Annotated in this window: 19 protein-coding genes; 11 read left to right on the top strand and 8 right to left on the bottom strand. The window is 72.5% G+C overall.

Annotated elements, in window-relative coordinates:
* Positions 1-55 precede the first annotated feature (55 nt).
* From J2W21_RS05980 to J2W21_RS05955, 6 genes are all read right to left on the bottom strand, one after another.
* On the bottom strand, positions 56-1,213 hold the full coding sequence (locus J2W21_RS05980) for a cysteine desulfurase family protein (RefSeq protein ID WP_307113597.1): 1,158 nt from the start codon (positions 1,211-1,213) through the stop codon (positions 56-58).
* A complete protein-coding gene (gene nadC / locus J2W21_RS05975) occupies positions 1,210-2,103 on the bottom strand; it encodes a carboxylating nicotinate-nucleotide diphosphorylase (RefSeq protein WP_307113965.1) in 894 nt (297 codons plus the stop codon). The genes J2W21_RS05980 and nadC overlap by 4 nt, the downstream gene beginning before the upstream one ends.
* A gap of 121 nt (positions 2,104-2,224) precedes the next feature.
* Positions 2,225-3,967 (bottom strand): L-aspartate oxidase, encoded by a 1,743-nt coding sequence (gene nadB / locus J2W21_RS05970; protein WP_307113596.1) that lies wholly within the window; start codon positions 3,965-3,967, stop codon positions 2,225-2,227.
* A gap of 11 nt (positions 3,968-3,978) precedes the next feature.
* The gene (gene nadA, locus J2W21_RS05965; protein WP_307113595.1) at positions 3,979-5,271 is read right to left on the bottom strand and encodes a quinolinate synthase NadA; all 1,293 of its coding nucleotides are present in this window, start codon (positions 5,269-5,271) and stop codon (positions 3,979-3,981) included.
* Complete coding sequence (locus J2W21_RS05960) at positions 5,268-6,167, bottom strand: NUDIX hydrolase (protein ID WP_307113594.1); 900 nt, start codon at positions 6,165-6,167, stop codon at positions 5,268-5,270. The genes nadA and J2W21_RS05960 overlap by 4 nt, the downstream gene beginning before the upstream one ends.
* Before the next feature lie 128 nt (positions 6,168-6,295).
* The gene (locus J2W21_RS05955; protein ID WP_307113593.1) at positions 6,296-6,766 is read right to left on the bottom strand and encodes an Lrp/AsnC family transcriptional regulator; all 471 of its coding nucleotides are present in this window, start codon (positions 6,764-6,766) and stop codon (positions 6,296-6,298) included.
* Between the two features lie 328 nt (positions 6,767-7,094).
* Here J2W21_RS05955 and J2W21_RS05950 point away from each other — a divergent pair, with 328 nt between their 5' ends.
* The 11 genes from J2W21_RS05950 (at position 7,095) to J2W21_RS05900 (ending at position 18,971) form a co-directional block, all read left to right on the top strand.
* Positions 7,095-8,468, top strand: coding sequence for an amino acid permease (locus J2W21_RS05950; protein WP_307113592.1), 1,374 nt, complete (start codon positions 7,095-7,097; stop codon positions 8,466-8,468).
* A 356-nt stretch (positions 8,469-8,824) separates the two neighbouring features.
* Complete coding sequence (locus tag J2W21_RS05945; protein ID WP_307113964.1) at positions 8,825-9,781, top strand: thiamine pyrophosphate-dependent enzyme; 957 nt, start codon at positions 8,825-8,827, stop codon at positions 9,779-9,781.
* Positions 9,774-10,826, top strand: coding sequence for an alpha-ketoacid dehydrogenase subunit beta (locus J2W21_RS05940; RefSeq protein ID WP_307113591.1), 1,053 nt, complete (start codon positions 9,774-9,776; stop codon positions 10,824-10,826). The genes J2W21_RS05945 and J2W21_RS05940 overlap by 8 nt, the downstream gene beginning before the upstream one ends.
* Positions 10,819-11,148 (top strand): biotin/lipoyl-containing protein, encoded by a 330-nt coding sequence (locus J2W21_RS05935; protein WP_307113590.1) that lies wholly within the window; start codon positions 10,819-10,821, stop codon positions 11,146-11,148. Before J2W21_RS05940 ends, J2W21_RS05935 begins: the two co-directional genes overlap by 8 nt.
* A gap of 74 nt (positions 11,149-11,222) precedes the next feature.
* Positions 11,223-12,041: an alpha/beta fold hydrolase gene (locus tag J2W21_RS05930; protein WP_307113963.1), complete on the top strand. Its 819-nt coding sequence runs from the start codon at positions 11,223-11,225 to the stop codon at positions 12,039-12,041.
* A 187-nt stretch (positions 12,042-12,228) separates the two neighbouring features.
* Complete coding sequence (locus J2W21_RS05925; protein ID WP_307113589.1) at positions 12,229-13,818, top strand: fumarylacetoacetate hydrolase family protein; 1,590 nt, start codon at positions 12,229-12,231, stop codon at positions 13,816-13,818.
* The gene (locus tag J2W21_RS05920; RefSeq protein ID WP_307113588.1) at positions 13,815-14,537 is read left to right on the top strand and encodes a GntR family transcriptional regulator; all 723 of its coding nucleotides are present in this window, start codon (positions 13,815-13,817) and stop codon (positions 14,535-14,537) included. The genes J2W21_RS05925 and J2W21_RS05920 overlap by 4 nt, the downstream gene beginning before the upstream one ends.
* 55 nt (positions 14,538-14,592) lie before the next feature.
* Positions 14,593-16,143 (top strand): 5-carboxymethyl-2-hydroxymuconate semialdehyde dehydrogenase, encoded by a 1,551-nt coding sequence (gene hpaE, locus J2W21_RS05915; protein ID WP_307113587.1) that lies wholly within the window; start codon positions 14,593-14,595, stop codon positions 16,141-16,143.
* Between the two features lie 51 nt (positions 16,144-16,194).
* Positions 16,195-17,361, top strand: a complete 1,167-nt coding sequence (hpaD, locus tag J2W21_RS05910; RefSeq protein ID WP_307113586.1) for a 3,4-dihydroxyphenylacetate 2,3-dioxygenase — start codon at positions 16,195-16,197, stop codon at positions 17,359-17,361.
* A 3-nt stretch (positions 17,362-17,364) separates the two neighbouring features.
* Positions 17,365-18,150 (top strand): 2-oxo-hept-4-ene-1,7-dioate hydratase, encoded by a 786-nt coding sequence (hpaH, locus tag J2W21_RS05905; RefSeq protein WP_307113585.1) that lies wholly within the window; start codon positions 17,365-17,367, stop codon positions 18,148-18,150.
* Positions 18,135-18,971, top strand: coding sequence for an HpcH/HpaI aldolase family protein (locus tag J2W21_RS05900; RefSeq protein WP_307113584.1), 837 nt, complete (start codon positions 18,135-18,137; stop codon positions 18,969-18,971). Before hpaH ends, J2W21_RS05900 begins: the two co-directional genes overlap by 16 nt.
* Positions 18,972-19,131: 160 nt before the next feature.
* Here the strand turns inward: J2W21_RS05900 and J2W21_RS05895 are convergent, their stop codons facing one another.
* Positions 19,132-19,743, bottom strand: coding sequence for a DnaJ family domain-containing protein (locus J2W21_RS05895; protein WP_307113583.1), 612 nt, complete (start codon positions 19,741-19,743; stop codon positions 19,132-19,134).
* Positions 19,744-19,878: 135 nt separating this feature from the next.
* Positions 19,879-21,405, bottom strand: a complete 1,527-nt coding sequence (locus J2W21_RS05890) for an APC family permease (protein WP_307113582.1) — start codon at positions 21,403-21,405, stop codon at positions 19,879-19,881.
* Positions 21,406-21,442 lie beyond the last annotated feature (37 nt).

The following is a 21,442-nucleotide window of genomic DNA, read 5'->3' as shown; positions in this document are numbered from 1 at the left end:
TGAGCTGGCGCGGATCCGGCGGCTGCCGCTGCTCCCCGTGCCCCGCGATCCGGTCCTACCGCTGTGCGATGCCGGCCACCGCCGCGTAGGCCTCCCCCACGGCCGCTGCGGCCCGCTCCAGCTCCGGGGCGCCGACGGAGCCGGGCAGCGTGAACCGGACCGACGTCAGGGCGACCTCGGGATCGATGCCCATGGCGAGCAGCACCGCGGAGGGCTCGCTCGAGCCGGCAGCGCAGGCCGACCCGGACGAGCACACCACGCCGCGCCGCTCGAGTTCGAGCAGCACCGACTCGCCGCTGACCCGGGGGAAGCAGAACGAGGCGCTGCCCGGCAGCCGCTCGGTGGGATGCCCGGTCAGGATCGCGTCCGGGACGAGCTCCAGGACGCGGGCGATGAAGGCGTCGCGCAGGGACGCGAGGCGGGCGGCCGCCGTCGTGCGCTCGGACTCGGCGAGACGCAGGGCGGTGGCGAGGGCCACAGCCCCGGCGACGTTCTCGGTGCCAGAGCGCCGGCCGCGCTCCTGCCCGCCGCCGTCGAGGACGGGCTCGAGCGCAAGACGCCCGGCAGCGTAGAGCGCGCCGATGCCCTTGGGCGCCCCGAGCTTGTGCCCGGAGATGCTCAGCGCGTCCACGCCGAGCGCCCGCACGTCGAGTGGCAGCCAGCCGGCGGCCTGCACCGCGTCGGTGTGGAACGGCACCCCGGCCTCGTGCGCAACGCGCGCGAGCTCGACGACCGGCTGCACGGTGCCCACCTCGTTGTTCGCGACCATGACCGAGACCAGCGCCGTCTCGGGACCCACGACGGCGGCGAGCACCTCGGGCGCGACCCGCCCCTCGCCGTCGACCGCCAGCGCGTCGACGGAGAAGCCGTGCAGCCGGGCGAGCGCCCGCGCCGACTCGAGGACCGCCGGGTGCTCGATCGCACTGACTGCCACGCGCGTCCGGCGGGGATCGACGGCACGCCGGCCGAGCGCGATCCCCTTCACCGCCAGATTGTCCGCCTCCGTGCCGCCCGAGGTGAAGGTGACCTCCGCGGACCTGCACCCGAGCAGGCCGGCCACCTCGTCGCGGGCGGCCTCGAGCGCGTCGCGCGCGCGGGCCCCGAGTTCGTGGTGGCTCGACGCGTTGCCGAAGTCGCCGGTGAGGAAGGGCCACATGGCCTCGAGCACCTCGCGGCGCACCGGGGTGGTCGCGGCGGCGTCCAGGTAGATCATGGCGTGCCGATCACCACGTCGAGCCCGAGGTCGAGGTTGACCACCGAGTGGGTGAGCGCCCCGACCGAGATGACGTCGACCCCGGTGGCAGCAACGGCGCCGACCGTCTCGAGGGAGACGCCCCCGCTCGCCTCGACGATCGCTCGCCCGGCGATGAGCTCGACGCCCGCGCGCAGGTCCTCGAGGCTGAAATTGTCCAGCATGACCGTGTCCACCCCGGCGGCGAGGACTGGCTCAATCTGCTCCATGCGGTCCACCTCGACCTCGATGTGGGTCGTGTGCCCGAGCCGGGCCCGGACGCCGCGGAGGGCCTCGGTGAGCCTGGCCGGATCACCGCCGGTGAGGACCGCGAGGTGGTTGTCCTTGGCCATGACGGCGTCGGAGAGGCTGAACCGGTGGTTGCGGCCGCCGCCGCATCGCACGGCGTACCGCTCGAGCTCCCGCAGACCCGGGGTCGTCTTGCGGGTGTCGACGATCCGCGCACGGGTCCCGGCGGTGCGGGCCACGTACCGGGCTGTGAGGGCCGCGATGGCGCTCATGCGCTGGACGAGGTTGAGGACCACCCGCTCGGCGGTGAGGATCGCCTGCGCGCGGCCGGTCACCCGCGCCAAGACGGCGCCGGCGGCGAACGCCTCGCCTTCGCTGACCAGCAGCTCGACGACCGCGCCGGGGTCGTGGAGGCGGAAGCCCGCCTCCACGACGGGACCGCCCGAGAAGACGCCCGGCACCCGCGCGCGCAGCTCGGCTGTCGCCGACGCGTCGGCGGGGATCAGCAGCAGGGACGTGAGGTCTCCGCTCGGGGCGTCCTCGGCGTACGCCGCCTCGAGCACCCGCCGCACCGCCGCCGGTGGAAGCGGGATCGGCGGAAGCGGGATCGGTGGAAGCGGCATCGGCGGAATCTGGGCTGGGGGAACCTGGATCGGGGGGTGCTCCTGGATCGGGGGGTGCTCCTGGATCGCGGTCTGCTCCTGGGCCGTGGCAGCGCCGGTGGCCTCTGCGGTGTGGGTCATGTCAGGCGGTCCTTCCGAGGAGTACTGGCTGGGAGGCGGTCGGCTCGCCGGCGGCGGCGCCTCCGGGGCGACGCACGACGCCGGGACGCGGCCACTCGTCCGCCGCGGCACCGAGGGCGGCGGGAAGGCGGTGATCTGGGAAGTCGAGCCGGAAGTGCGCCCCCACCGACTCCTCCCGGACGGCCCCAGAGGCAGCGATGAGACGCCCGAGGAGGAGCAGGTGCGCGGTCTCCGGGTCGTCGGAGGTCCATCCGCGCAGCGTGCGGGACAGGCGCGCGAGGCCGGAGCCGTCCCGGATGACCCCGCCGTCCGCCTGCATCGCATCTGCGACAAGCGTCCGTCCAACCTCCGCTGGGAGCACTCGGGCGTCCGCGGCCGCGGCGGCGTCTACCTCGCGCACCTCGGCGGCATCCGGGCCCTCCCACCGGCCGGTGCGGCCGGCCGAGAGTGCGTGCTGCACGGCACGCCCGGCGAAGACGACACCCTCGAGCAGCGAATTGGAGGCGAGCCGGTTGGCACCGTGCACGCCGGTGCAGGCCACCTCCCCGACGGCGTAGAGGCCAGGGACGCTCGTGGCTCCGTCCAGATCCGTCGCGACCCCACCCATCCAGTAGTGGGCGGCAGGGCCGATGGGCAGGGGCTCCCGGCGCCAGTCGAACCCGGCGGCGCGCGTCATCGCGTCGAGGCCTGGGAAGCGCCGGGCAAGGAAGCCGTCGCCGTGGACGCCCTCGAGCCCGGTGGCGTCCAGATACGCCTGGCCGCCGCCCGAGCGCGCGTGCAGCGCGAGGGCCCGGGAGACCACGTCCCGCGGGGCGAGCTCGCCGAGCGGGTGGTAGTCGGTCACGAAGCGGCGTCCCGATGCGTCGCGGATCACCGCGCCCTCTCCGCGGACGGCCTCCGAGATGAGGGACGAGCGCAGCGTCCCGTCGGGGCCCGCGACCTGCAGCGCCGTGGGATGGAACTGGTAGAACTCGAGGTCCCGCAGCGCGGCGCCGGCCAGGAACGCGAGGGCGACGCCGTCGCCGGTCGCGACCGCCGGGTTGGTGGTCTGGGTGAACAGCTGCCCCGCTCCCCCGGTGGCGAGCACCACGGCGTCGGCCCGGACAAGATCAACGTCCCGACTGCGCTCAACGACCCGACTGCGCTCAACGACCCGACTGCGCTCAACGTCCCGGCTGGCGGCGCGGGAGAACGCGATTCCGGCGACGGCACCGCAGTCGAGCAGGATCCCGGTGGCCATGGCCCCCTCATGCACGGCGATGCGCCCCTCGGCCTCGAGCGCGCGCACGCGGCGCATCAGGGCGCTGGTGATGCCTGCTCCGCTCGCATCGCCGCCGGCATGGAGGATCCGCGGGAACGAGTGCGCGGCCTCGAGGCCGAGCAGCGGCCGCCCATCCGGGCCCAGGTCGAAGGGGGCGCCCCGGCCCTCGAGGCCAGTGACGGAGTCCGCGGCGGACCTGCACATCAGCTCGATGGCCTCGCGGGAGCCGATCCCGGCGCCGGCCGCGAGCGTGTCGGCCACATGGCTGGCGATGGTGTCGCCGGGGGCGCGCAGGCCCTCGGGCAGCACCGCGGCGTAGCCGCCCTGGGCGAGCATGCTGTTGCTGTCCGCGAGGTGCGCCTTGGTCAGGAGCACGACGTCGGCGCCTGCCTCCGCCGCCGACACCGCCGCCGTGAGCCCGGCGACGCCGCTGCCGACGACGACGAGCTGCCGCCCCAGCCGGACGGGCGCGGATGCGCCCACGGCCCGGGGTGTCACGGCCGCGCCGCCAGCATCCGCTCGAGCGCCACGCGCGCCGTCGATGCGACGTCGGCGGGGACCTCGATCCGATTGCGCACCTCGCCGTCGACGAGGCCTTCGAGGACCCAGGCGAGGTAGCCGGGGTGGATCCGGTACATGGTCGAGCAGGGGCAGATCACGGGGTCGAGGCAGAAGACCGTGTGCTGCGGGTACTCGGCCGCGAGCCGGTTCACGAGGTTGACCTCGGTGCCGATGGCGAAGACGGTGGGCTCCGTCGCGGCGGCGATCGCCTTGCGGATGTAGTCGGTCGAGCCGTGCTCGTCGGCCGCGTCGACGACCTCCATGGGGCACTCCGGGTGCACAATCACCCGCACGCCAGGGTACTCGGTGCGGGCCTTCTCGATCTGCGCGACGGTGAAGCGCTTGTGGACGGAGCAGAACCCGTGCCACAGGATCACCCGGGAGTCCCGGAGCGTGGCCGCGTCGTTGCCGCCCAGAGGCTTGCGCGGGCTCCACATCGGCATCTGCTCGAGCGGGACGCCCATGGCCTTCGCGGTGTTGCGGCCCAGGTGCTGGTCCGGGAAGAAGAGCACGCGCTGGCCTCGCTCGAACGCCCACTCGAGCACCGTCGCGGCGTTGGAGGAGGTGCAGACGATCCCGCCGTGCTCGCCGCAGAAGCCCTTGAGGGCCGCGGACGAGTTCATGTAGGTCACGGGGATGACCGGGACGCGGCCCTCGGCGTCCGGCTCGGTGCCGAAGAGCTCTTCGAGCTGCGCCCAGGCCTGCTCGACCGAGTCGATGTCCGCCATGTCCGCCATCGAGCAGCCCGCGGCGAGGTTCGGGAGGATGACGGCCTGGTCCCGGCGGGAGAGGATGTCCGCGGTCTCGGCCATGAAGTGGACGCCGCAGAACACGATCGCCTCGGCCTCGGGCCGGGTGAGTGCGGCATTGGCAAGCTGGAAGGAGTCGCCCACGAAGTCGGCGTGCTCCACGACCTCGTCGCGCTGGTAGAAGTGGCCGAGGACCACCACGCGGTCGCCGAGCTTCTCCTTCGCGGCGGTGATCCGGGCATGAAGCTCATCGTCGCTCGCCTGCTTGTACTCCTCGGGGAGCTGGCCCTGGCGCGGCGTCGACGCGGGGGCGCGGTCGGCGACGGACGCCCCGGGCCCGTAGGCGGGCATGCCCCGGAGTGCCTCCGCGGCGTCGAACTCCCACGGCCCCTTCGCGAGGTCGGCGCTGCACGTGCCCGCGGCGGCCTCGGCCTCCGCGCGGGTGACGAGGCTGATGGCGGTGGCGACAGATGTCATGGCGTGCTCCTGGTGGATGCTGCTGGGGCTGGGGGGCTTGCTGGGGACAGGCCGGAGGAGTCCGGCCGGGGACCGCCGGCCTCGTGGGAGGCCGGCACGGGAGGCGGGGCGGTCGTGGCGTCGATCCGCCCGCGGGCCCCGGTGTAGCGGTAGAGCCTCGGGGGCCGGTGCCGGCCGCCTTCGAGGACCTCGTCGGTGGGCTCGATCTCGGCCATGCCCTTGAGCTGGCGGCGGAAGTTGGCGGGGTCGAGCGCGCGGCCGAGCACCGCCTCGTAGACCTCGCGCAGCTGCGCGAGCGTGAACTTCTCGCCGAGGAAGTGGTAGGCGATCTGGGCGTACTCGAGCTTGCTGCGCAGGCGCCAGAGCGCGTAGTCGACGATCTCGCGGTGGTCGAAGGCGAGGCCGCCGTCCTCTTCGCCCGCGGTGTCGGCGCGGTGCCAGGCGACATTCTCGTCCTCCTCGCCGAGGAGCTCGGCCTCGGTGGGGCGGACGAGGGCCCAGTAGACGATGGAGACGACCCGCTGGCTGCCGCGCTCGGGGCGGCTCGACCGATTGAGTCCCCCGAACGCGTAGAGCTGCTCGAGGTACTCGGGCTCCAGGCCGGTGGTCTCCCGGAGGTTGCGGCGCGCCGCGTCCTCGAGCGACTCCGTCGGCGCGGGCGGCCCTCCGGGCAGCGCCCAGCGGCCCTTGAACGGCTCCTTGACCCGGCGGACCAGCGGGATCCACAGCGTGGGGCCGCCCCCGGCCTCTCCCCGGGTGGACTCGGGGGTCAGGGCGAAGATCACGGTCGAGATCGCCAGTGACGGCGGGAGCTGGGCCCGCTCCGAGACGTTCGCGCCGATGACCGAAGGTGCCACGGCGCCCGGCGCGCCGGAGGCCGGGAAGATCCCGCTCATGCGCACCTCCGGCAGTCAGGGTCCGGCACCAGGCGCATCCCGATGCCAGTTAGAGTCACGATGACTTTAACTGATGATACGCCCGTCCGCCGGGGGCGCCAAAAGGTGACGGGCCGGCGTCGTGCGGCTCAGCCCTTGGCGGCAGCCTCGAGCAGGGGCAGCGTGCGCCCCTCGAAGTGGGTATTCAGCACGATCACGGAGGAGGAGCGGACCACGGCCCGGGTGGCCGTGACCGCATCGAGCACGCGCTGGAGGTCGGAGTTCGAGCGGGCCGCGACCCGGGCCATCAGGTCGCTGTCCCCGGACACGGTGTGGACCTCGAGCACTTCCGGGATCTCGGCGAGGGCCGCCGCGACCGCGTCGTGCCCGGAGTCCTGGTTGATGGTGAGGGAGCAGAAGGCCACCACGGGGAACCCGAAGGCCCGCGGCTCCGGGTGCGGTGCCCACTGGCCGATGACCCCGCTCGCCAGCATCCGGTCGAGCCGCGCCTGGACCGTGGCGCGGGCCACCTTGAGGATCCGCGATGCCTCCAGCACGTTCATGCGGTGCTCGTCGGTGAACAGCCGGACAATCCTGGCGTCGAGCTCGTCGACCTTCATGCGGGCCTCCAGATCAGGGTCGGAGCGAAAGGGTCTGCGGATCAGATCGAATGCTACAGATTGATGATCCGAAGCGCATGCACTGGGCATTCTGTCAACTTCCGCGCCGCAACTCCGCGTCTTCCTGCACATCCTGCGCAGGGGCGTGAGGTGCACCACACAGCCGTGCGGCAAAGGCGCTATGGTCAGGGGGTCCTCTGGCCGACGGCGCCCATCCCCGCGACCGCGGCCACCGATCCTCCGAAAGACGGAAATGACAGCTATGCAAACGTCAGACGGCCTCGGAACCGCGTCAACGAAGACGCAGGAGCCGAGGCTCGGGCCCTCGATGTCGCCACGGCAGCTCACCATGATGGGCCTCGGCAGCGCCATCGGGGCCGGCTTGTTCATCGGCTCGGGAGCGGGCATCCAGGCCGCGGGCCCCGCGGTCCTCATCTCCTATCTCGTGGCCGGCACGCTCATCATCATCGTCATGTGGGCCCTGGGCGAGATGGCAGCGGCCAACCCCAACAGCGGCGCGTTCTCGGTCTACACGGGCAAGGCCCTCGGCGGCGTCGCCGGCGCCACGGTGGGGTGGCTGTGGTGGTGCCAGCTCGTCGTCGTGATCGCCGCGGAGGCGCTCGGCGCGGCCGGCCTCCTCGCCACGGTCTTCCCCGCGCTCCCCGTGTGGCTCATGGCCCTGCTCTTCATGGGCGCGTTCACCGCGGTGAACCTCACCGGCGTGCGCAACTTCGGCGAGTTCGAGTTCTGGTTCGCGCTGCTCAAGGTCGCCGCGATCGTCATCTTCCTCCTCGTGGGCGCCGCCCTCCTGCTCGGCTGGCTCCCGCACGCGGCCTCCCCGGGCCTGTCCCACTTCACGGCCGACGGCGGATTCGCGCCCCACGGCATGGGCGGCATCGCCACCGGGCTGTTCGTCGTCGCGTTCGCCTTCGGCGGCACCGAGATCGTCTCCGTCGCCGCGGCCGAGACGCGCGACCCCGCCCGCAGCGTCGGCCGGGCCGTCCGCACGGTCGTGTGGCGCATCCTCGTCTTCTACATCGGCTCGATCTTCGTCATCGCCGCCGTGATCCCGTGGAACTCCCCCGAGCTCAAGAGCCCGTTCGCCGGTGTCCTCGACCTCGCGGGCCTTCCCGGCGCCGCGACGGTGATCACGCTCGTGGCCGTCGTCGCGCTCCTGTCGGCGCTCAACGCCAACCTCTACGGCGCCTCGCGGATGATCTTCTCCCTCGCCGAGCGCCAGGAGGCGCCGCGCGCGCTCAAGACGCTGACCAAGGCCCGGGTCCCCGCTGCGGCCGTCGCGGCGTCGGTCGCGTTCGGCTTCATCGCCACGGTCCTCGAGCTCCTGTTCCCGGACCATGTCCTGCCGCTGCTGCTGAACTTCGTCGGCTCCACGTGCCTGATCGTGTGGGGCTCGGCGCTCGTCTCGCAGATCGTTCTGCGGCGCCGCGCGGACGCCGAGGGCACCGCCCTGCCCCTGCGCATGGCCGGCTTCCCGTGGCTGTCCGCCTTCGGCGTCGTGCTGCTCGCCGCGATCTTCGCGGTGGGCCTCATCGGTGCCGACAGTCGCGCCCAGCTGCTGAGCACGTTCGTGCTCGTCGCCGCCATCGCCGCCGGCGCCTGGCTGCGCCGCCGCAGCCTCGCCGCGCGGCCGGCGACGGCGGCCTCGGGCGACCCGGCCCGCTCGGGTGACGCCGAGGGCTGATCCGAACTCCCTCAGGCCGCGGGCCCGGACCACGCACCCCAGCGCGGTCCGGGCCCGCGGCCGTCGTACCGCCGGGAGCACGGGGGCACGGCGTGGGGCGCCGGCAGCCGGACACTTGCACATTGTGTGCAGTGATCCAGACCACAGACTCCTCACCGTGGACAAATTGTTAGTTTTAAATGCGATAGATTGCACACACTGCCCCCTCGCCGTACGGTCCTGCTATGCAGACTTCACCGACAGCACAGGCCGCGCCCGGCCGCGCGGGGCTCGCCGGGGCAGAACGGCAGCCGCTGCCCGAGCTTCCCCCGGCGGCCCCTGCGACCGACGCCGACCTGCGCGAGCTCTACCGCCTCATGACGGCGGTCCGGCAGCTCGACCTCGCGGCCGTCGCGTGGCAGCGCCAGGGCATCCTCCCCGCCTATGCTCCCGAGCTCGGGCAGGAGGCCGCCCAGGTGGGCTCGGCCCTCGCCCTGGACCTCTCGAGGGACTTCGTCTTCCCCACCTACCGGGAGCTGGGCGTGGCCCGCGCAGCCGGCGTCGACATGGTCGACTACATGTCCACCCACCTGGCCACATGGCACGGCGGCCTCTGGGACGCCGCGGCGACGCACGTGGCGCCGATCCAGGCCGTCGTCGCGGGCTCGGTCCTCCACGCTGTCGGCTGGGCCCATGGGCAGACCCTCGCGGGGGCACCCGGCGTCGCGATCACCTACCTCGGCGACGGCGCCTCGAGCCAGGGCGACGTGCACGAGGCCATGAACTTCGCCGGCGTCTTCAAGGCTCCGGTGGTCTTCTTCGTCCAGAACAACGGCTGGGCCATCTCGGTGCCGACGGAGCGGCAGGTCGCCGGCGGCAGCGTCGCCGCGCGCGGGGCCGGCTACGGCATCCCGGCCCTCCAGATCGACGGGAACGACGCCGCCGCCGTGCTCGAGGCGACCCGCCGGGCCGTCGCCCATGCCCGTGCGGGCCACGGGCCCGTGATCGTCGAGGCGATGACCTACCGGCGCGGCCCGCACGCCACGAGCGACGACCCCGGCCGGTACCGCACCCTGGACCAGGAGCGCGCCGACGGCGGCGCGGACCCGCTGGTCAGGCTGCGCGAACGCCTCACGGGAGAGGGCATCGCGGACGAGGCAGCGCTCGACGCCGCCGACGCGGCGGGGGCCGCCGAGGCCGAGGCGGTCCGCGAGGGCGTCCTCGCGCTGGGCCCGCGCCCGGGAGCCGAGATGTTCGACTTCGTCTTCACCGAGCCCACCGACGAGCTGCTGCAGCAGAAGGCTGCGTGGCGCGAGGAGTCCGAGCATGCCTGAGATCCTGTCCACCGCCGGAGCGCCGGCCGCCGCGACCGCGGAGCCCCGCACGCTCTCGCTGCAGGGCGCCCTCAACCTCGCCCTCGACGAGCTGCTCGCCGAGGATGAGAAGGTCCTCGTGCTCGGCGAGGACGTCGGCACCCTCGGCGGCGTCTTCCGCGTCACGAGCGGGCTCGCCGCGGCCCATGGGGCCGAACGCGTCTTCGATACGCCGCTGGCCGAGTCGGGGATCCTCGGCATGTCGATCGGCCTCGCGATGGCCGGCTTCCGACCGGTTCCGGAGGTCCAGTTCGACGGCTTCGCCTACCCCGCCATGAACCAGATCGTCACCCAGCTGGGCCGCATCCACTACCGCTCCCGCGGCGCCCTCCGGGTGCCCGTGACGCTGCGGGTGCCGAGCTTCGGCGGGATCCGCGCCCCCGAGCACCACGGCGAGAGCCTCGAGGCCGTGTTCGCGCACGTGCCCGGCCTCAAGGTCGTCTCCCCCGCGGACCCGCAGCAGGGGTACACGCTGCTCAAGGCCGCCGTCCGCATGGACGACCCGGTGATCTTCATGGAGCCCAAGTCCCGCTACTGGCAGAAGGGCGAGGTCCTCACGGAGGGCGATGCCATGCCCGAAGAGGGGCACTCCGGCGCCACCGGCGCGCGGATCGCCAAGGAGGGCCGCCACCTCACGCTCGTCGCCTGGGGGGCCATGGTGGCCCGGTGCCTGCAGGTCGCGGAGCTCGCCGCGGAGGACGGCATCGACGTGGAGGTCGTCGACCTGCGCTGGCTCAAGCCGATCGACACCGAGACGCTGGCGAGATCCGTCGCGAAGACGCGGCGCGCCGTCGTCGTCCATGAGGCCCCGCTCACCGCAGGCCTCGGCGCGGAGGTGGCCCAGCGGATCACCGAGCGCTGCTTCGGAACCCTCAAGGCGCCCGTTGAGCGCGTCACAGGCTTCGACGTACCGTATCCGTCGGGGGACCTGGAGGACGAGTACATCCCGAATATCGACCGCATCCTGTTCGGCATCCAGCGAGTATTGGAGTACAAGCGTGGCTGAGATCTCCTTCCCCCTCCCCGACCTCGGCGAGGGCCTCATCGAGGCCACCGTCCTCGAGTGGCTCGTCGCCGAGGGCGAGCAGGTCGAGCGCAACCAGCCGATGGTCGAGGTCGAGACCACGAAGTCGGCCCTCGAGCTGCCGAGCCCGCAGGCCGGCGTCGTCAAGAAGGTCCACGGCGCCCCCGGCGAGGTCATCAAGGTCGGCGAGCCGCTCATCGTCTTCGAGGTCGCGGACGACACGGCGGGCATCGTCGGCACGGTGCCGTCCGAGGGCGCGCCGAAGCGCCGCGTGCGGCTGAGCGCCAACCTCGACGAGGATTGAGCGCAGGAGTGGCACCGGCAGGCTCGAGGGTGGCGGCCGCCGCAGTCGCTGACGAGGAGAGGATGGCGCACATGATGGCAGGCCAGCACGCCGGGCAGGCGGCGCACCACACGGTCGAGGGCACCGACCCCGGCCTGCACGTGGTCGTCGCCGAGCCCGAGGACCCCGCGGCCCTGCCGCCGGTCCTCCTCATCCACGGCTTCGCCTCCTCCGTGGCCCTCAACTGGGAGCAGAGCGGATGGGTCGGGGCGCTGACCGGCGCGGGGCGGCGCGTGATCGCCGTCGACCTCCCAGGCCACGGCGCGAGCCAGGCGCCCGAGGACGTCGACTCCTACACGCCCGGGCGCATCCGGGCCGACCTCCTGCAGATCGTCACCGACTCCGGCGCCCGGCCGCTCGCCGCCGGCCATCCCGAGAGCGGCCTCGACGTGGTCGGGTACTCGCTCGGGTCCCGGCTCGCGTGGGAGTTCGGGGCCACCCAGCCCGCGCTCGTGCGGCGGATCGTGCTCGGAGGCCCGAGCAGCCGCGACCCGCTCGCCGAGTTCGACCTCGCCGCCGCCCAGCGGTTCCTCGCCGACGGGACCCCGATCGAGGACGCCTCGACGGCGCGCCTGGTCACGATGGCCCTCGCCTCGCCGGGGTCGGACATGTACGCCCTCCTCTCCCTCGTGGAGGGGATCAAGGAGGAGCCGTTCGATGCCGCCGAGGCCGTGCCCCAGCAGCCGCTCCTGCTGGTCTCGGGCGAGAAGGACGAGCGCGTCGCGGCGCTCGAGGTCCTCGCCGGGCTCGCCCCGGCCGCCACGACCGTCGTGGTCCCCGGGCGGAACCACGTCAACGTGGTGACGGCGCGCGCGTTCAAGCAGGCGGCCCTCGAGTTCCTCGCCCAGGCCTAGCCTGCCCCGGGCCCCCGCCATCCCGGGCCGCCGCCCCGCCCCCCCCGGCGGCGCAAGCTGGCCTTCAGCAGGGCCGCGGCGGGGGTTGACGGCCCGCGTGTTGCGCGGCACACTGGATCGTATACGATGATCGTATACGATCCAGTTCCTGTTTCAGGGGAGCTGCCGACTCAAGGGAGAGGGACACGTGGAGCGAGCAGAACAGCGCGAGCAGCTGCGCCAGGACACCATCACGGGCGCCGGCAAGGTGATCGCCGTCCACCTGAACTACCCCAGCCGTGCCGCGCAGCGCGGCCGCACCCCCGCGGTGCCCTCCTACTTCCTCAAGCCCGCGACCTCGCTCGCCCTGGACGGCGCCGAGCTGGGCCGCCCGCAGGGCGTCGAGCTCCTCACGGTCGAGGGCGAGGTGGCCCTCGTGATGGGCGCCCGCACCCGCAACGTCTCCCCCGAGGACGCCTGGGCCCACGTCGGGTCGGTGACCGCCGCGAACGACGCCGGCCTCGCCGACCTGCGCTGGCCGGACAAGGGCTCGAACCTCCGCTCGAAGGGCGCCGACGGGATCGCCCCGATCGGCCCGGCCCTCCTGCCGGCCCAGGAGCTCGACCCCGCCGGCCTGCGGGTGCGGATGTGGATCAACGGCTCGCCCGTCCAGGACGACTCGACCGCGACCCTCCTGTTCCCGTTCGCGCAGCTGATCGCGGACCTCTCCCGCCTCATGACCCTCGAGCCCGGCGACATCATCCTCACCGGCACCCCGGCCGGAGCCACGGTGGCCCGGCCCGGCGACGTCGTCGAGGTCGAGGTCGACGGCGTGGCGTCCGACGGCGCGACCCTCACCACCGGGCGGCTCACCAACAAGGTGGTCGACTCCGGCCTCGTCCTCGAGCCCTACGGCGCGCTCCCCAAGCTCACCGACGCGGACCGCATCGACGCCTGGGGCTCGGCCGAAGCCGCGGGGCTCGCCCAGGCGGACGGCGGCCAGGCGGACGGCGGCCAGGCCGCGGACGCCGACCACGCGGCGTCGGGCGCGTCTGCGCCGGCGGCGGACACGCGCCCGACGAGCGTCCTGACCCCGGAGCTCACCGAGAAGCTCCGCTCGGTCGGGACCGCGACCCTGAGCGTGCAGCTGCGCAAGCGCGGCATGCAGAACTGCCACATCGAGGGCCTCACGCCCACGCACCCGGGCGCCAAGGTCGTGGGCACGGCCCGGACCCTGCGCTACATCCCGGCGCGCGAGGACCTCTTCAAGGAGTTCGGCGGCGGGTACAACGCGCAGAAGCGCGCCGTGGACTCGCTGCGGCCCGGTGACATCCTCGTCATGGATGCCCGCGGCGAGAAGGGCACGGGCACGCTCGGGGACGTGCTCGCACTGCGTGCCCAGGTGCTCGGCGCCGAGGCCGTCATCACCGACGGCGGCATCCGCGACTTCGGTCCGGTCTCCGCGATGGAGATCCCCGCCTGGGGCGCGAACGCGCACCCGGCCGTCCTCGGGCGGCGGCACGTGCCGTGGAGCGTCGACGACACGGTCGCGTGCGGCGGGGCCGCCGTGGTCCCGGGCGATGTGATCGTGGGCGACGAGGACGGCCTCGTGGTCATCCCCCCGGCCCTCGTGGCCGAGGTCGCCGAGGACGCCGTGGTCCAGGAGCGCATGGAGGCCTGGGTCGCGGACCGCGTCGCCGAGGGCCACCCCGTCGACGGGCTGTTCCCGATGAACGCCGAGTGGAAGGCGAAGTACGAGGCCCACCTCGCCGAGCAGGGCACCCAGGACCCGAAGTGAGCGCCTCCGTCCACGGCGGCGCCCCGGCGCCGGCAGCCGAGCGCAGCACGAGCAAGTCCGAGCTCGCCTACGAGTGGCTGCACGAGCAGATCGTCAGCGGCGGCCTGGCGCCCGGGGCCCGGCTGGTCCTGTCCCAGGTGGCCGAGAAGCTCGACGTCTCGGTGGTCCCGGTCCGCGAGGCGGTGCGCCGGCTCGAGGCCGAGGGCCTCGTGACGTTCGAGCGGAACGTCGGTGCCACGGTGGCGGGCATCGACCCGACCGAGTACCTGTACACCATGCAGACGCTCAGCCTCGTCGAGGGCGCCGCCACCGCGCTCTCGGCGCCGGAGGTGACCGCCGAGGACCTCGCCGCGGCGCGCGCAGTCAACGAGCGCATGCGCGAGTTCCTCGCCCCGGACCCGCTGCACTTCGACTCCGTGGCCTTCACGGCGCTCAACCGCGAATTCCACTCCGTCCTGTTCGAGCGCTGCCCGAACCCCCACATCCTGGACCTCGTCCACCGCGGGTGGAACAGGCTCAAGGCCCTGCGCGGCTCGACGTTCAGCTACGTGCCCGAGCGCGCGAGCCAGTCCATCGAGGAGCACGAAGCGCTCCTTGCCCTGATCGAGCGCAAGGCGCCCACCGCCGAGATCGAGCTCGCCGCGCGGCGGCACCGCTCGGCGACCCTCGACGCCTACCTCGCCCACACGGGCGAGAACCCCGGCTTCCCGACCCTCTAGTCCCCTCGTCCCGGACGCAGCGCGTCCACACGTTCACCGATCGAAGGATCCATTGATGACCAGCCATTCCGTCCCGGAGAACCTGCCCGAGCGCATCCAGCACTACATCGACGGCGAGTTCGTCGACTCGGTCGACGGCGACACGTTCGACGTGCTCGAGCCCGTCACGAACGAGGTCTACGTCAAGGCCGCCGCCGGCAAGAAGGCGGACATCGAGCGCGCCGTCGCCGCGGCGAAGCGCGCGTTCGAGGAGGGCCCCTGGCCCAAGATGCTCCCCCGCGAGCGCTCGCGGGTCCTGCACCGCATCGCCGACATCGTCGAGTCCCGCGACGCCCGCCTGGCCGAGCTCGAGTCCTTCGACTCGGGTCTGCCCATCACCCAGGCCCTCGGCCAGGCCCGCCGCGCGGCGGAGAACTTCCGCTTCTTCGCCGACCTGATCGTGGCCCAGGCCGACGACACGTTCAAGGTCCCCGGCCGCCAGATCAACTACGTCAACCGCAAGCCGATCGGCGTCGCCGGCCTCATCACGCCGTGGAACACCCCGTTCATGCTCGAGTCCTGGAAGCTCGGACCCGCCCTGGCCACGGGCAACACCGTGGTGCTCAAGCCGGCCGAGTTCACCCCGCTCTCGGCCTCCCTGTGGGCCGGGATCTTCGAGGAGGCGGGCCTTCCGAAGGGCGTCTTCAACCTCGTCAACGGCCTCGGCGAGGACGCGGGCGACGCGCTCGTGAAGCACCCGGACGTCCCGCTCATCTCGTTCACGGGCGAGAGCCGCACGGGCCAGATCATCTTCGCCAACGCCGCCCCGTACCTCAAGGGCCTCTCCATGGAGCTCGGCGGCAAGAGCCCGGCGGTCGTCTTCGCCGACGCCGACCTCGACGCGGCCGTGGACGCCACGATCTTCGGCGTCTTCTCCCTCAACGGCGAGCGCTGCACCGCGGGCTCGCGCATCCTCGTCCAGCGCGGCATCTACGACGAGTTCGTGGAGCGCTACGCCGCGCAGGCCAAGCGCGTCAAGGTCGGCTACCCGCACGATCCCGCCACCGAGGTCGGCTCCCTCGTGCACCCGGAGCACTTCGAGAAGGTCATGGGCTACGTCGAGCTCGGCAAGGAGGAGGGCCGCCTCGTGGCCGGCGGCGGCCAGCCCGAGGGCTTCGAGTTCGGCAACTTCGTGGCCCCCACGGTGTTCGCCGACGTCAAGCCGGACGCCCGGATCTTCCAAGAGGAGATCTTCGGCCCCGTCGTCGCGATCACGCCGTTCGACACGGACCAGGAAGCCCTCGAGCTCGCCAACAACACCAAGTACGGCCTCGCCGCCTACGTGTGGACCAACGACCTCAAGCGGGCGCACAACTTCGCGCAGTCCGTCGAGGCCGGGATGGTCTGGCTGAACTCCAACAATGTGCGCGACCTCCGCACCCCGTTCGGCGGTGTCAAGGCCTCGGGCCTCGGGCACGAGGGCGGCTACCGCTCGATCGACTTCTACACCGACCAGCAGGCGGTGCACATCACCCTCGGCAAGGTGCACAACCCGACCTTCGGCAAGCAGGAGGCGCCCGTGGAGGAGAACACCCCCACCGACCTCGACGACCCGGATCCCCGCTGAGCCGGCGGCCCCGCAACCACCCTCCCTCTCACTGAAAGCAAGGACGCTGCCATGACCCACCGCGACGACATGACCCTGACCTCCTCAGGCTTCTACGTCTCCCAGGAGGCCCCGATCTCCTGCGCCAACCCCGTCCCCACCCCGTCGGTGCCCGCCCCGGACATCCTGCGCTGCGCGTACATGGAGCTCGTGGTCACCGACCTGGAGCGCTCGCGCAACTTCTACGTGGACGTCCTCGGGCTCACGGTCACCGAGGAGGACGAGAACGCCGTCTACCTCCGCTCGCTCGAGGAGTTCATCCACCACAACCTCGTGCTGCGCAAGGGCCCCGTGGCCGCCGTGGCCGCCTTCTCCTACCGCGTCCGCACCCCGGAGGACCTCGACAGGGCGGTCGCCTTCTACACCGAGCTCGGCTGCCGCGTCGAGCGCCGTGCGGAGGGCTTCACCAAGGGCATTGGCGATTCCGTGCGCGTGGAGGACCCGCTGGGGTTCCCCTACGAGTTCTTCCACGACGTCGAGCACGTCGAGCGCCTCGCGTGGCGCTACGACCTGCACACGCCCGGCTCGCTCGTCCGCCTCGACCACTTCAACCAGGTCACCCCGGACGTCCCGCGCGCCACGAAGTTCATGCAGGACCTCGGCTTCCGCGTCACGGAGGACATCCAGGACGAGGAGGGCACGGTCTACGCCGCGTGGATGCGCCGCAAGCCGACCGTCCACGACACGGCGATGACCGGCGGCAACGGGCCCCGCATGCACCACGTCGCGTTCGCGACGCACGAGAAGCACAACATCCTCGCGATCTGCGACAAGCTCGGTGCCCTGCGCATGTCCGACCACATCGAGCGCGGCCCGGGCCGCCACGGCGTCTCCAACGCGTTCTACCTCTACATCCTCGATCCCGACGGCCACCGCGTCGAGATCTACACGCAGGACTACTACACCGGCGACCCGGACAACCCCGTCGTCACGTGGGACGTCCACGACAACCAGCGCCGCGACTGGTGGGGCAACCCGGTCGTGCCGAGCTGGTACACCGACGCCTCGCTCGTGCTCGACCTCGACGGCAACCCGCAGCCTGTCATCGAGCGCACCGACTCCTCGGAGATGGAGGTGACCATCGGCGCCGACGGGTTCTCCTACACGCGGGCCAACGACGAGTCCGGCTCGTACCACGGCCAAGCGTCGAAGGGCTTCAAGATCGGCAACCAGCTCTAAGCCATGCTGAACGACGAGACCATTGCGGCAATTGCCGACGAACTCGTGGAGGCGGGGCGCACGCGCACGCCGGTGCCCCTCCTCCACACCCGCTACGAGGGCATGGACGTCGAGGACGCGTACGCCGTGCAGAAGCTGTGGGCCAGCCGCCTCGAGGCGGAGGGACGGCGGGTGGCCGGACGGAAGATCGGCCTGACGTCCAAGGCCATGCAGGCGGCCACGGGCATCACCGAGCCGGACTACGGCGTCATCTTCGACGACCAGGTCCTCGCCAACGGCGCGGTGGTCGAGTGGAAGCGCTACACCCACCCGCGCATCGAGGTCGAGCTCGCGTTCCGCCTGGGGCGCGACCTCAAGGGGCCCGGGGTGACGCTGTTCGACGTGCTCGATGCGACGGACTACGTGGTCCCCGCCCTCGAGATCCTCGACTCGCGGATCGAGATGGAGGGCCGCACCATCGTGGACACCATCTCGGACAACGCCGCGCTGGGCGCCATGGTGGTGGGCGGGCGCCCCGTGCGCCCGCACGAGGTGGACCTGCGCTGGGTGTCCTCCCTCCTCTACCGCAACCAGGAGATCGTGGAGACGGGCGTCGCCGCCGGCGTCCTCAACCACCCGGCGACGGGCGTCGCGTGGCTCGCGGACAAGCTCGCCCAGCACGGGCAGGACCTCCGCGCGGGCGACCTCATCCTCGCCGGCTCGTTCACGCGGCCCATGTGGGTCTACGAGGGCGACACGGTGTACGCGGACTACGGGCCCCTGGGGACGGTGACATGCCGTTTCGTCTAGAGCCCGAGAGGACATTCCGCCACGCCCTGGCCGCGGCCGCCGAGGCAGGGAACGGGGCGCAGATCGGCCTGTGGGTCTGCTCCGGCAGTCCGCTGGTCGCCGAGATCATGGCGGGCTCCGGCGCGCAGTGGCTGCTGATCGATACCGAGCACAGCCCGAACTCGCTCGAGTCCGTCCTCGCCCAGCTGCACGCCGTGCACGGCTACGACGTGCTGCCCATGGTGCGCCTGCCGTGGAACGATGTGGTGCTCATCAAGCAGTACCTCGACCTCGGAGCCCAGAACCTGCTGATCCCCATGGTCAACGACGCCGAGCAGGCCCGGGCGGCGGTGGCGGCCGTGCGGTACCCGCCGCACGGCGTCCGCGGCGTCGGCTCGGCCCTCGCCCGCGCGGCCCGGTGGAACCGGATCCCGGACTACCTGGCGCGCGCGGACGAGACGATCTCGCTCACGGTGCAGATCGAGACGGGCGAGGCCGTGGCCAACGTCGAGGAGATCCTCGCGGTGGACGGCGTCGACGGGATCTTCATCGGCCCGTCGGACCTCGCCGCGTCGATGGGCCTCCTCGGCCAGCAGGAGCACCCCGAGGTGCGGTCCGCCGTCGAGCGCTGCCTCGACGCCGCCCGGACGGCCGGGAAGCCGGCCGGGGTCAACGCGTTCGTCGAGGCGACGGCGCGGCACTACATCGAGCGCGGCGCGCGGTTCGTGCTCGTGGGCGCCGACGTGGCGATCCTGGCCCGCTCGAGCGAGGAGCTCGCCTCCCGCTTCGCGACGCCTTCGGGGGAATCCACGGACGACGGCGGGCGGCCGGCGAGCTACTGAGCCTCGGCCGCGCGGGCACCGGAACGCCAAGCGGAGTCGGGACCTTCGGGTTCCGGCTCCGCTTCCGCGCCTGCGCGGGCATAGCGACACAACTCGCACGGGATTCGGGACGCTTCCGCCCCGAACCTGCCCCCAATGATGGCGATATGCCCGGCCGCCCTCAGCCTCCCCTGCCGCGGCCGAACCAGCGGCGCCAGAACGGCGGCGGGCGGTCGCCGGCGTCGTCCGGCTCCTCGCCCACGCGGGCGGCCTCTGCTGCGGCGCGGCGCTCGTGCCAGAGTGCGACCTCGCGCTCGACGTCGCGGGTCCTGGTGATGACGGGCGGGCCGCCCAGGAGCTGGCGGCGGGCCTCGATGACGCGGCGGTTGAAGGCCTCGAGGCTGTCCCTGACCTGGTGCTCGGTGTAGAGCGCGTCGAGCGTGGACTCCAGCCGGGCGTCCTCGACGCGCAGGACGAGCGCCTCGGGGCCGAGGCCGGTGAGCTGCTCACGCTGGATCAGGCCCTTGAGCCACCAGTCGGGGTCGTTGACATTGTCCAGGTTGGGGATCGGCTTTCCGGCATACTTGAGGTGGTCGAACTCGCCGCGCGCCATCGCGTCGCGGACGAGGTAGTCGGCCCGCCGCGCCGCATCGACCTCCCGGCGCCTGCGGTTGAGCTCGTCCTCCCGCTCGATCTCCTCGGCTTCCTCGGGCGTGTGGGCGATCCTGCCGGCCCGCAGCTCGGCGGCGCGCTCGATCCTGCGCCGCAGCTCCTCCTCGCCTCGGCCTCCCATGCCACCTCCCGATCGCCTCGTCCCGCGGCTGTCCCGACGCCCACCACGGCACTGCGTACAGCACAGTGCCGCCACGTCCACGGTAGGACGTGACGGCACCTGCAGTCACGGCAGCTCCCGGCGGGAGGCGGCGGATCAGGCCTCCTCGTCGCCGAGGTGGTGCGCCCGCCCTTCCTCGCCGTGTCCGATCCTCGCGTACAGCGCGGGGTCCACGCGGCGGAGCCGGAGGGCCCAGAGGATGCCGACCAGGCCCGGGACGACCACCATCGCGGGAAGCACCCAGCTCAGCGCGCTGGGTTCGGTGAGGCCGAGCAGCACGTCGAAGTTCGCCACGATGAGGCCGAACACGACCGCGAGCGCCACGGCGCCGAGGGCGGGGGCTACCACGGCGGTCCAGGCGCCGGCGCCGAGGGCGGGGCGCCGCCGGAAGAAGCCGATGACGGCCACGGAGACGATGGCCATGAGCAGCACGAGGCCCATCGCGCCAGCGTTGGTGAGCCACGTGAACATCGTCAGGACCGGGTAGAGCGGGCCGAGCTCGGAGCCGTGGCCGGCGACCGCGAAGCCGGCCGTCACGAGCACGGCGATGCCGGTCTGCACGAGGGAGCCGGCCTTCGGGGCGCCGTGGTGGCTCGTCGCCTCGAGCCAGCCCGGCAGGACCCGCTCGCGGCCGAGGGAGAAGAAGTAGCGCGCCACGGCGTTGTGGAAGCTCACGAGTGCGGCGAAGAGGCTCGTGATGAACAGCACCTGGGCGATGTCCGCTGCGATCTGGCCGACGTGCGCACCGAGGAAGGAGAAGACGAGGTCCGGGCCCTGCTTCCCCGCGGCATCGAAGAGCTGGGACGGCCCGGCGCCCACGGCCATGGCCCAGGAGGACACCGCGTAGAAGACGGCGATGATGCCGACGGCGGTGTAGGTGGCCCGCGGGATGGTGCGGTGGGGCTCCTTGGCCTCCTCGCCGTAGATCGCGGCGGACTCGAAGCCCATGAAGGCCGCGACGCCGAAGGAGAGCACGGCGCCGATGCCGGGCACGAAGAGGCTCGACGGCGCGAGCGGAGCGGCGGTGAGGCCCTCCGGGGCCACGGCGAACGAGGCCACGTCGTAGACGATCACCACGAGGAACTCGAGCGCCACCAGCGCGCCGAGGACCTTCGCCGAGAGGTCCACCCGGTTGACGCCGAGCGCCGCGACGACCGCGATGCACACCAGGATCGGGACCCACCAGGGCACGTCCGCGCCGAACCGCTCCGAGATGAACGAGGAGACGGTGAAGCCGAAGATCCCGTAGATGCCCACCTGCATGAGGTTGTAGGACATGAGCGCCGTGAGGGAGGCGCCCACGCCGGCGGGCCGGGAGATGCCCTGCGAGACGTAGGCGTAGAAGGCGCCGGCGTTGGTCACGTGGCGGCTCATGGCGGCGTAGCCGACCGCGAAGACCGTGAGGATGGCGCCGAGGATGAGGAAGGACAGCGGGACGCCCAGCAGGCCGGTCACGGCGAACGTCGTCGTCACGCCTCCGGCCAGGACTGTCAGCGGCGCGGAGGCCGCGATGATCATCAGGGTCACGGAGGCGACTCCGAGGCGGCGCGGGCGCGGGGAGGCTGCGGCCTGCGCCACGGTGGCCTCCTTCGTCCGACGCGGGGAGCTCGTCGGGATGCTCATGGGTCCTCCAAGGTCAATGAGGTGGGGCGGCCGGTGC

Source organism: Sinomonas atrocyanea (genome assembly GCF_030811715.1).
GTDB lineage: Bacteria > Actinomycetota > Actinomycetes > Actinomycetales > Micrococcaceae > Sinomonas > Sinomonas atrocyanea_A.
This window is presented reverse-complemented; position numbering and strand designations above follow the sequence as displayed.

What these genes read in the sequence shown, in the direction of transcription:
- hpaE (WP_307113587.1), top strand. Translation starts at nt 14,593, where the DNA reads ATGACCAGCCATTCCGTCCCGGAGAACCTGCCCGAGCGCATCCAGCAC.
- J2W21_RS05890 (WP_307113582.1), bottom strand. Translation starts at nt 21,405, where the DNA reads ATGAGCATCCCGACGAGCTCCCCGCGTCGGACGAAGGAGGCCACCGTG.
- hpaD (WP_307113586.1), top strand. Translation starts at nt 16,195, where the DNA reads ATGACCCACCGCGACGACATGACCCTGACCTCCTCAGGCTTCTACGTC.
- J2W21_RS05980 (WP_307113597.1), bottom strand. Translation starts at nt 1,213, where the DNA reads ATGATCTACCTGGACGCCGCCGCGACCACCCCGGTGCGCCGCGAGGTG.
- nadA (WP_307113595.1), bottom strand. Translation starts at nt 5,271, where the DNA reads ATGACATCTGTCGCCACCGCCATCAGCCTCGTCACCCGCGCGGAGGCC.
- nadC (WP_307113965.1), bottom strand. Translation starts at nt 2,103, where the DNA reads ATGCCGCTTCCACCGATCCCGCTTCCGCCGATCCCGCTTCCACCGGCG.
- J2W21_RS05900 (WP_307113584.1), top strand. Translation starts at nt 18,135, where the DNA reads ATGCCGTTTCGTCTAGAGCCCGAGAGGACATTCCGCCACGCCCTGGCC.
- J2W21_RS05945 (WP_307113964.1), top strand. Translation starts at nt 8,825, where the DNA reads ATGACGGCGGTCCGGCAGCTCGACCTCGCGGCCGTCGCGTGGCAGCGC.
- J2W21_RS05955 (WP_307113593.1), bottom strand. Translation starts at nt 6,766, where the DNA reads ATGAAGGTCGACGAGCTCGACGCCAGGATTGTCCGGCTGTTCACCGAC.
- J2W21_RS05895 (WP_307113583.1), bottom strand. Translation starts at nt 19,743, where the DNA reads ATGGGAGGCCGAGGCGAGGAGGAGCTGCGGCGCAGGATCGAGCGCGCC.
- J2W21_RS05950 (WP_307113592.1), top strand. Translation starts at nt 7,095, where the DNA reads ATGTCGCCACGGCAGCTCACCATGATGGGCCTCGGCAGCGCCATCGGG.
- hpaH (WP_307113585.1), top strand. Translation starts at nt 17,365, where the DNA reads ATGCTGAACGACGAGACCATTGCGGCAATTGCCGACGAACTCGTGGAG.
- J2W21_RS05960 (WP_307113594.1), bottom strand. Translation starts at nt 6,167, where the DNA reads ATGAGCGGGATCTTCCCGGCCTCCGGCGCGCCGGGCGCCGTGGCACCT.
- J2W21_RS05940 (WP_307113591.1), top strand. Translation starts at nt 9,774, where the DNA reads ATGCCTGAGATCCTGTCCACCGCCGGAGCGCCGGCCGCCGCGACCGCG.
- J2W21_RS05930 (WP_307113963.1), top strand. Translation starts at nt 11,223, where the DNA reads ATGGCAGGCCAGCACGCCGGGCAGGCGGCGCACCACACGGTCGAGGGC.